9 protein-coding genes are annotated in these 9,178 nt (G+C 63.2%); all 9 read right to left on the bottom strand.

The features are described 5' to 3' along the window. Position 1: 1 nt before the first annotated feature. The 9 genes from tuf to ACTJKQ_RS07900 all read right to left on the bottom strand — a co-directional run bounded on the left by tuf (position 2) and on the right by ACTJKQ_RS07900 (position 8,891). Positions 2–1,192, bottom strand: a complete 1,191-nt coding sequence (gene tuf, locus ACTJKQ_RS07940; RefSeq protein WP_099731469.1) for an elongation factor Tu — start codon at positions 1,190–1,192, stop codon at positions 2–4. A gap of 142 nt (positions 1,193–1,334) precedes the next feature. Then, complete coding sequence (gene fusA / locus ACTJKQ_RS07935) at positions 1,335–3,437, bottom strand: elongation factor G (RefSeq protein ID WP_440596521.1); 2,103 nt, start codon at positions 3,435–3,437, stop codon at positions 1,335–1,337. A 149-nt stretch (positions 3,438–3,586) separates the two neighbouring features. Further along, entirely contained in the window at positions 3,587–4,060 is a 474-nt protein-coding gene (gene rpsG / locus ACTJKQ_RS07930; protein WP_005798541.1) for a 30S ribosomal protein S7, read from the bottom strand. Between the two features lie 175 nt (positions 4,061–4,235). Then, positions 4,236–4,613, bottom strand: coding sequence for a 30S ribosomal protein S12 (gene rpsL / locus ACTJKQ_RS07925; RefSeq protein WP_015012185.1), 378 nt, complete (start codon positions 4,611–4,613; stop codon positions 4,236–4,238). Between the two features lie 264 nt (positions 4,614–4,877). Then, positions 4,878–6,047 carry a D-alanyl-D-alanine carboxypeptidase family protein gene (locus ACTJKQ_RS07920; protein WP_440596520.1) on the bottom strand — a complete coding sequence of 390 codons (1,170 nt, stop codon included), beginning with the start codon at positions 6,045–6,047 and terminating at the stop codon, positions 4,878–4,880. A 97-nt stretch (positions 6,048–6,144) separates the two neighbouring features. Continuing rightward, positions 6,145–6,795, bottom strand: a complete 651-nt coding sequence (locus ACTJKQ_RS07915) for an alpha/beta hydrolase (RefSeq protein ID WP_056057541.1) — start codon at positions 6,793–6,795, stop codon at positions 6,145–6,147. Positions 6,796–6,882: 87 nt separating this feature from the next. Further along, positions 6,883–7,242 carry a (2Fe-2S) ferredoxin domain-containing protein gene (locus tag ACTJKQ_RS07910; RefSeq protein WP_015012182.1) on the bottom strand — a complete coding sequence of 120 codons (360 nt, stop codon included), beginning with the start codon at positions 7,240–7,242 and terminating at the stop codon, positions 6,883–6,885. Positions 7,243–7,340: 98 nt separating this feature from the next. Continuing rightward, positions 7,341–8,444, bottom strand: a complete 1,104-nt coding sequence (locus tag ACTJKQ_RS07905) for a VanZ family protein (RefSeq protein WP_440596519.1) — start codon at positions 8,442–8,444, stop codon at positions 7,341–7,343. Positions 8,445–8,462: 18 nt separating this feature from the next. Beyond that, a complete protein-coding gene (locus tag ACTJKQ_RS07900) occupies positions 8,463–8,891 on the bottom strand; it encodes a CopD family protein (RefSeq protein WP_440596518.1) in 429 nt (142 codons plus the stop codon). Positions 8,892–9,178: the final 287 nt, after the last annotated feature.

Genomic DNA, 9,178 nt, shown 5'->3' with positions numbered 1-9,178 from the left:
ATTAAGCAATGATCTTGGCCACGACGCCAGCGCCCACGGTACGACCGCCTTCGCGGATAGCGAAGCGCAGGCCTTCTTCCATGGCGATGGGGTTGATCAGCTTCACAGTGATCGACACATTGTCACCAGGCATGACCATTTCCTTGTCGGCTGGCAGCTCGATGGCGCCAGTCACATCGGTCGTGCGGAAGTAGAACTGGGGACGGTAGTTGTTGAAGAAAGGAGTGTGGCGACCGCCTTCGTCCTTGCTCAACACATACACCTCAGCCGTGAAGTGGGTGTGGGGCTTGATCGAGCCGGGCTTGCACAGCACTTGGCCACGCTCCACGTCTTCGCGCTTGGTACCGCGCAGCAGCAGGCCGACGTTGTCGCCAGCTTGGCCTTGGTCCAGCAGCTTGCGGAACATTTCCACGCCGGTGCAGGTGGTCTTTTGCGTGTCGCGGATACCCACGATTTCGATTTCTTCGCCGACTTTGATGATGCCGCGTTCCACGCGACCGGTCACCACGGTGCCACGGCCGGAGATGGAGAACACGTCTTCCACGGGCATCAGGAAGGCACCGTCCACAGCGCGCTCAGGCGTGGGGATGTAGGTGTCCAGGGCTTCGGCCAGCTTCATGATGGCTTCTTCACCCAGCTTGCCCTTGTCGCCTTCCAGGGCGAGCTTGGCGGAGCCACGGATAATGGGGGTGTCGTCGCCTGGGAAGTCGTACTTGTCCAGGAGTTCGCGCACTTCCATTTCGACGAGTTCCAGCAGTTCTTCGTCGTCCACCATGTCGCACTTGTTCAGGAACACGATGATGTAAGGCACGCCCACTTGGCGAGCCAGCAGGATGTGCTCGCGGGTCTGGGGCATGGGGCCGTCAGCAGCAGAGCAGACCAGGATAGCGCCGTCCATCTGGGCAGCGCCGGTGATCATGTTCTTCACATAGTCGGCGTGGCCGGGGCAGTCCACGTGAGCGTAGTGGCGGTTGGCCGTTTCGTATTCCACGTGGGCGGTGTTGATCGTGATACCGCGGGCCTTTTCTTCGGGCGCAGCGTCGATCTGGTCGTAGGCCTTGGCTTCGCCGCCGAACTTGGCGGACAGCACGGTAGCGATAGCTGCCGTCAGCGTCGTCTTGCCATGGTCCACGTGACCGATCGTGCCCACGTTCACGTGGGGCTTGGTGCGTTCAAACTTACCTTTTGCCATTTCAATTCTCCAAAGAGCAATCCCTGTGTAGTGGTTTTACGTCTGCATCTGGTTGCTGATTCACTCCGCACAGGGAACAGAGTGGCACCGGATCGCAGACAAAACAAAGCCCGGACCACGAGGGCCCGGGCGAAGTGCTTACTTACTTGGCGCGCGCTGCCATGATGGCTTCAGACACGTTGCGGGGTGCTTCGCTGTAGTGCTTGAATTCCATCGTGTAGGTGGCACGGCCTTGCGACATGGAGCGCAGGGTCGTGGAGTAGCCGAACATTTCGGACAGGGGTACTTCGGCCTTGATGGCCTTGCCGCCACCGACCATGTCGTCCATGCCCTGCACCATGCCGCGACGGCTGGACAGGTCGCCCATCACGTTACCAGCGTAGTCTTCAGGCGTTTCCACTTCCACGGCCATCATGGGTTCCAGAATGACCGGACCGGCCTTCTTGCAGCCTTCCTTGAAGCCGAAGATGGCAGCCATCTTGAACGCCAGTTCGTTCGAGTCCACATCGTGGTACGAACCGAAGTGCAGCGTGACCTTGACGTCCACGACGGGGTAACCAGCCAGCACGCCTTGCGTCACAGCTTCGTTGATACCCTTTTCCACGGCCGGGATGAATTCGCGAGGCACCACACCGCCCTTGATCGCGTCCACGAACTCGATGCCCTTGCCGGCTTCGTTGGGTTCGATCTTGAGCACGACGTGGCCATACTGACCCTTACCACCGGACTGGCGCACGAACTTGCCTTCGGCTTCTTCCACCGTCTTGCGGATGGTTTCGCGGTAAGCCACTTGGGGCTTGCCCACGTTGGCTTCCACACCGAATTCGCGCTTCATGCGGTCCACGATGATTTCGAGGTGCAACTCGCCCATGCCGCCAATGATGGTCTGACCGGATTCTTCGTCGGTCTGCACGCGGAACGATGGATCTTCAGCGGCCAGGCGCGACAGGGCGATACCCATCTTTTCCTGGTCGGCCTTGGACTTGGGTTCCACAGCCTGACGGATCACAGGCTCAGGGAACACCATGCGCTCCAGCGTCACCACGGCGGCTGGATCGCACAGGGTTTCACCGGTCGTCACGTCCTTCAGACCCACGCAAGCAGCGATGTCACCGGCGCGGATTTCGTCCACTTCCTGGCGCTCGTTGGCGTGCATCTGCACGATACGGCCGATACGTTCCTTCTTGCCACGCACGGGGTTGTACACGGTGTCGCCCTTAGAGAGCACGCCGGAGTACACACGCACGAACGTCAGCTGACCCACGAACGGGTCGGTCATCAGCTTGAATGCCAGGGCGGAGAACTTCTCGTTGTCGTCCGCCTTGCGGGTGACTTCCTTGTCGTCTTCGTCGAAGCCAGGCACTGGAGGCACGTCCAGCGGCGAAGGCATGAGTTCGATCACGGCGTCCAGCATGCGCTGCACACCCTTGTTCTTGAACGCAGTGCCGCACAGCATGGGCTGGATTTCACCAGCGATGGTGCGAGTACGCAGGCCTTGGGTGATCTCATCTTCCGACAGATCGCCCTCTTCCAGGTACTTGTTCATCAGGTCTTCAGAGGCTTCAGCAGCGGCTTCGACCATCTTCTCGCGCCATTCAGTGGCAGTGGCCACCAGATCGGCAGGGATTTCTTCGAAGTTGAACTTCATGCCCTGGGAGGCTTCGTCCCAGATGATGGCCTTCATCTTGCGCAGGTCGACCACGCCCTTGAAGTTTTCTTCGGCACCGATCGGGATCACGATTGGCACAGGGTTGGCCTTCAGGCGCAGCTTCATCTGGTCCACGACCTTGAAGAAGTTGGCACCGGTGCGGTCCATCTTGTTCACAAAGGCCAGACGCGGCACCTTGTACTTGTTGGCCTGGCGCCAGACGGTTTCCGACTGGGGCTGCACGCCACCCACGGCGCAGTACACCATGCAGGCACCGTCCAGCACGCGCATAGAACGCTCCACTTCAATCGTGAAGTCCACGTGGCCGGGGGTGTCGATGATGTTGATGCGGTGCTCTGGGAAGGACATGTCCATGCCCTTCCAGAAGCAGGTCGTCGCAGCCGAGGTGATCGTGATGCCACGCTCTTGCTCTTGCTCCATCCAGTCCATGGTGGCCGCGCCGTCGTGCACTTCACCAATCTTGTGGTTCACGCCGGTGTAGAAAAGAATACGCTCGGTCGTGGTGGTCTTGCCAGCGTCAATGTGGGCCGAGATACCGATATTGCGGTAACGCTCGAGGGGGGTCTTGCGAGCCATGGTGGATCCTTGGATGGGTCGTGTTATTCGGGGGGCGGGCCCAGCATTCTGGCGCTGCAACCCGTCAATTTTGTGACTGCCTGAAATCGACACAAGGCTGCAGGCAAAACGCCAGCAGCCTTGGGCCTATATCAGGGCAAATCCGCGTTTTAGAAGCGGAAGTGGCTGAATGCCTTGTTGGCTTCGGCCATACGGTGCACTTCGTCACGCTTCTTCATGGCGCCGCCACGGCCTTCGGTGGCTTCCAGCAGTTCGTTGGCCAAGCGTTGGGCCATCGACTTTTCACCACGCTTGCGGGCGGCTTCCTTGATCCAGCGCATGGACAGGGCCAGACGACGGACAGGGCGCACTTCCACGGGCACCTGGTAGTTGGCACCGCCCACGCGGCGGGACTTCACTTCCACCATGGGCTTCACGTTGTTGATGGCAACGGTGAAGGCTTCCAGAGGGTCCTTATCGGGGTGCTTCTTCTCGATCAGTTCCAGGGCGCCGTAAATGATGCGCTCTGCAACTGCCTTCTTGCCGCCTTCCATGATCACGTTCATGAATTTGGACAGCTCTACATTGCCGAACTTGGGATCCGGCAGGATTTCACGTTTGGGGACTTCGCGACGACGTGGCATTTTTTACCTCTATCTTTGCTTCAGTTGGCATCTTTTCAGACACCGCGAGAGCCAATCTCTGGACTCCCACTTACTCGACCCGCGCAGAACACCTGCGTTTAGGGTCACTACGCTGCACCTCCGCGCCACGCGGAAAAACAGCACCGAAAATTCTTCAGACCGAAAGGGCCAGGGCTTACTTGGCCTTTGGCTTCTTCGCGCCGTACTTGGAGCGGGCTTGCTTGCGGTCTTTCACGCCTTGCAAGTCCAGCGAACCACGCACGATGTGGTAACGCACACCGGGCAAGTCCTTCACACGACCGCCGCGAACCAGCACCACGCTGTGTTCCTGCAGGTTGTGGCCTTCACCGCCGATGTAGGAGATCACCTCAAAACCGTTGGTCAGGCGCACCTTGGCGACCTTACGCAGAGCGGAGTTAGGCTTCTTAGGCGTCGTGGTGTACACACGGGTGCACACGCCACGGCGCTGTGGAGAGTTTTCCATCGCAGGGCTCTTGGACTTGGTCTTTTCGACCTCGCGCCCCTGACGGACCAGTTGATTAATGGTTGGCATGAAATACGTCCCTAAACGTGAATTTGCTTCGTGAAAGCGAAAACGTGAATCCCTTCGGAAATTCCGAAAAGCCTTCTAATGTAGCAGGATGCCCCCTGAAAGGCAAGCCCACTGCGGCTTGCAGCAGTTTCTGGCACCTGCAGCCATCCCGGTGATCTGACAGGAACTGGCCGCAAAAGGAGCGAAAAACAGGCCCGGCATATGCCGGACCTGCGCAGCCAGCTATGGTTTCAGAAGTGGTTCGCTACCTTCTGCGACGCAGGGTCACTTGATCCAGAGGCGGATGGCATCCCAGGCACGGCCCAGGATGCCGGCCTGCTCCACCGCCTCCAGCGCCACCAGGGGCACTTCGCCGATGGACTGGTCGCCCAGCATGACCTTGAGGGTGCCAATGGCCTGGCCCTTGGTGTAAGGCGCCACCAACGGGTCGGGGCGGGCGATCTGGGTGGTGACCTTGCCAGCGCTGCCGGCGGGCACGGCGACCACGATGGCCTCCTCGCGGCCGATCTTCAGCACGCTGTCCTTGCCCTTCCAGACGGCAGGGGTCGCCACGGGCTTGCCTGCTTCAAACAACTTGACCGCCTCGAACGCGGTGTAGCCCCAGTTCAGCAGCTTTTGGCTTTCGTTCGCGCGCGCGTTTTCGCTCGCGGCACCCAGCACGATGGACAACAGGCGGCGCTGGCCCACGCCGGGAAATTCACGCTTGGACGTGGCCACCAGGCAGTAGCCCGCCGCAGCGGTGTGACCGGTCTTGAGGCCGTCCACGGTCGGGTCACGAAACAGCAGCGAATTGCGATTGTTGCCGTTCGATGCGGGCGTGCCGGGGTAGCTGTACTGCTTGGTGGAGTAATAGTGCATGTACTCCGGAAAATCCTTCATCAGCCGCATGGCCAGCACGGAGAGGTCGCGCGCCGTGGTGGTGTGGCCGGGCTCCGTCAGGCCTTCGGGGTTCTTGTAGCTCGTGCCCTTCATGCCCAGCGCCTGCGCCTGGTCGTTCATGAGCTTGACGAAGTTCTCAGCCGTGCCGCCCACGCCTTCGGCCAGGGCCATGGTGGCGTCGTTGCCGGACTGCACGATCATGCCCTTGATGAGGTCTTCGACCGGCACCTGCATCTTGGGGTCGATGAACATGCGCGAGCCGGGCATCTTCCAGGCGCGCACGCTCACGGGCAGCTTCTGGTCCAGCGCGATCTTCTTGGAGCGCAGCGCATCAAACACCAGGTAGCCCGTCATGAGCTTGGTGAGCGAGGCCTGCTCCACCGGCGCGTCGATGTCCTTGGCGGCCAGCACCTGGTTGGCGGTGACATCCACCAGCAGGTAGGTGCGCGCGGCGATTTCGGGGGGCTGGGGTGCCTGGGCCAGGGCGCCAAAGGCAGCCGGGGCCACCGCAGCAAAGACGGCCAGGGATCGCAACGCAGACAGGATTCGTTTCATGGGGCAGGAGGGGGCTGGAGAGGCTCGAAAAAAGGGTGGGAGAGTGGGCGGGAGAGGGAAGACGACGGACGGCCGGAGCCGGTCCGGGCGGCACCCCTCAGGCGCCCGATTGCAGGTGGCGGACCACCAGGTTCTTCAGAAGCGGTAATTGTCCGTGAAAGAAATGCCCCCCCGCGGGGACGACTGTGACAGGCAGTATCTGGGGCCGGGCCCAGTCCATCACGGCGGACAGCGGCACGGTGTCGTCCTGCTCGCCGTGCACGACCAGCGTGCGCAGGTGGGCATCGGGCGGCACCGGGGCCACCGTGAAGCGGCTGGCGGCCGTGCCGACCAGCACGACCTTCTCCACGCGCTGCGTGGGCCACAGTGCCTCCAGCGCATGGCTGGTGACAAATGCACCGAAAGAAAACCCCGCCAGCGCCAGGGGTTGCCCCTCGGCGGCGGGAGCCACCTGCTCCACCACCGCCAGCAGGTCCTGCAACTCACCCCGTCCTTCGTCGTACACGCCGGCCGTGGCGCCCACGCCGCGGAAGTTGAAGCGCACCGCCGTCCAGCCACACTGCACAAACGCGCGCGCCAGGGTCTGCACCACCTTGTTGTCCATGGTGCCGCCAAACAGCGGATGCGGGTGGGCGATGATGGCGACGCCACGGGGCGCCGCGCCATCGGCCAGGGTGGCGCTGTCGCGCACGGCCTCGATGGCGCCTGCGGGGCCGGACAGGGTCAGGCGTTCGGTCTGGGCATTCACGGATTTGCTACTCAATCAATAGCAACAGGGGCATGATCCACTAGCGCCTGCTGCCAAAATCGTTCCAAGACAGGGATGGAGCCGCGCTCAGCGGCCAAGTTCCGCTGGCGTGACCAGACGCTCCACCACCTGGCCGTTCTTGAGGTGCGATTCGACGATTTCGTCGATGTCCGCCGCATCCACATAGGTGTACCAGGTGCCCTCGGGGTAGACCACCGCCACGGGGCCACCCGCGCAACGGTCCAGGCAACCGGCCTTGTTCACACGCACCTTGCCGGCACCCGCCAGCCCGGCGGCCTTGACCTGGGCCTTGCAGCGGTCAAAACCCGCCTGTGCGTTGTGGTGCGCGCAGCTGTCTTCCCCGTTGGTGCGCTCGTTGAGGCAGAAAAAGATGTGGCGCTGGTAATAACCGGGCGCTGCGGCCGGTGCGGAAGGGGTGTCGCTCATCCCTGCATTTTAAGGACCCCTGCCTCTCCCAGCGGGCGAGGCCACGCCCCAAGCCCCTGCCCGGCCACACAGAAAGCCAGAGGCCATCGCCCTGCGACTCAGGCCCCGCCCTCTCGCCGGGACACCCGAAACACCACATACAGCAGCGTCAGGTAGGGCCACAGCCAGCCCAGCCACTGGCCCAGGCCATAAAAACGGATGAAACGGCCCTGCTCCCAAATCTGCAGCGTCTGGGCAAAGTAAGCACTGGTGGGCGCCTGGTTCAGCAGTGCCAGGTGCCAGGTCAGCGCCAGCAGCAGCACGGCAGCGCAGGCACGGCGCGGCAGGGCCAGCATCAGCAGGGCCAACGCCAGCGCCGCCCACACGCCCACGCGCACGGGCAGGTCCATCCACTCCCAGGCGTGCACGGGGCCCCAGCTGAGCGCGGCGGACAGCGCGGTCAGCACAATGCCCACCCCGACCGCCGCCAGCGCAAACAGGGCGCGCCGCCCCATCTGGCGGATCACGCAATACCCCAGCAGACAGGGGATGAGCAGCCCCAGGGTGACGCACAGCAGCTCACCACTGGGTGACAGCGGGTCCAGCTCGGTCTCGCGCAGAGGCAGCCACTCCAGGAACGGCGTATCGGCCAGCAGATCGATGAGCGCGGCCTCCAGCCGCTCCAGCACCTGGCCCAGGCCAAAGGGCACCGCGGCCGGAAACAGCAGCGCCAGCGGCCACAGCGCCAGCAGCACCATGCCGCCCGAGGCGTCGGACACAAACCAGCGCGCCCGGAAGTCGCTCCAGCGGTCCAGCGCCCCCAGCCGCTCCAGCAGCGCGGCGCTCAGCGCACCGGCCAGCGTGCCCAGCGCGTTGAGCGCCAGGTCCAGGTTGGAGGGCACGCGCCGGGGCAGGTAGATCTGCAGAAACTCCATGCACAGCGACAGCAGCGTGCCCACCAGCGTGGCCAGCGCCACCGCCCACAGCACACGCCGCCAGCCCGATCGCAACAGGCCCAGCACCAGCAAAAAGCCCAGGGGCGCGTAACCCACGAGGTTGGTGACCACGTCAAACCCCGTCCAGTACGGCGGGGGCAACCGGGCCAGCAGGAAGACCAGGGGGTCGATGCCCTGCTCGCGCCACCCGTCAAACGGGAACAGGCTGGCAAAAACGATCAGCGCCGTGTACGTCAGCGCGAGCGGCCAAGCAGAGGTTTTGTGCATGCGCCCTCTGCGTCTCCGTCAAAAGGGTTTGACCACCACCAGCACCACGGCCACCAGCAGCAGCAGCACCGGTGCTTCGTTGAACCAGCGGAACCACACATGGCTGCGGCGACTGGTGCCGTCGGCCAGCTTGCGCAGCAGCACGCTGCACGCATGGTGGTAGCCGATGACCAGCGCCACCACAGCCAGCTTGGCATGCATCCAGCCATTGCCCGGGCCCCGGCCAATGCCGTAGCCCAGCCACAGCCACAGCCCCAGCGCAATGGCGGGCACAGCCAGCAGGGTGGTAAAGCGCATCAGCTTGCGCGCCATGAGCAGCAGGCGGTCGCGCTCGGCGGCCGAGCCGGGCGCCACCATCGCCAGGTTGACGAAGATGCGCGGCAGATAGAACAGGCCCGCAAACCAGCTGGCCACGAAAACGATGTGAAAGGCTTTGACCCAGAGCATGGGGGCAGTTTACGGGCCTACGCCACTCCGACGGGACAACCCCAAAAAAAAGCCCGGCAGATCCGCCGGGCCGGGAAAGCCTGTGCCGCATCGCTGCAGCCCAGGTCCCGCTCAGGGAGGAAAAGCGGGGGGCGGCAAGCCGCCCGGCACCAATCTAGCACTGGGCCTGGGCGGTTACAAGCGGCTTTTCCACAGAGCGCCAACCACCGCCACCGACCCCTGCCAGTGCCACCGTGGATCCGGCTTTGCCGGTCCAGGGGTGGCGTCCCCCCAGGGGGAAGGCGCGC

The sequence above is a fragment of the Acidovorax sp. 22279 genome (genome assembly GCF_052045435.1).
GTDB classification, from domain to species: domain Bacteria; phylum Pseudomonadota; class Gammaproteobacteria; order Burkholderiales; family Burkholderiaceae_C; genus Acidovorax; species Acidovorax delafieldii.
This window is presented reverse-complemented; position numbering and strand designations above follow the sequence as displayed.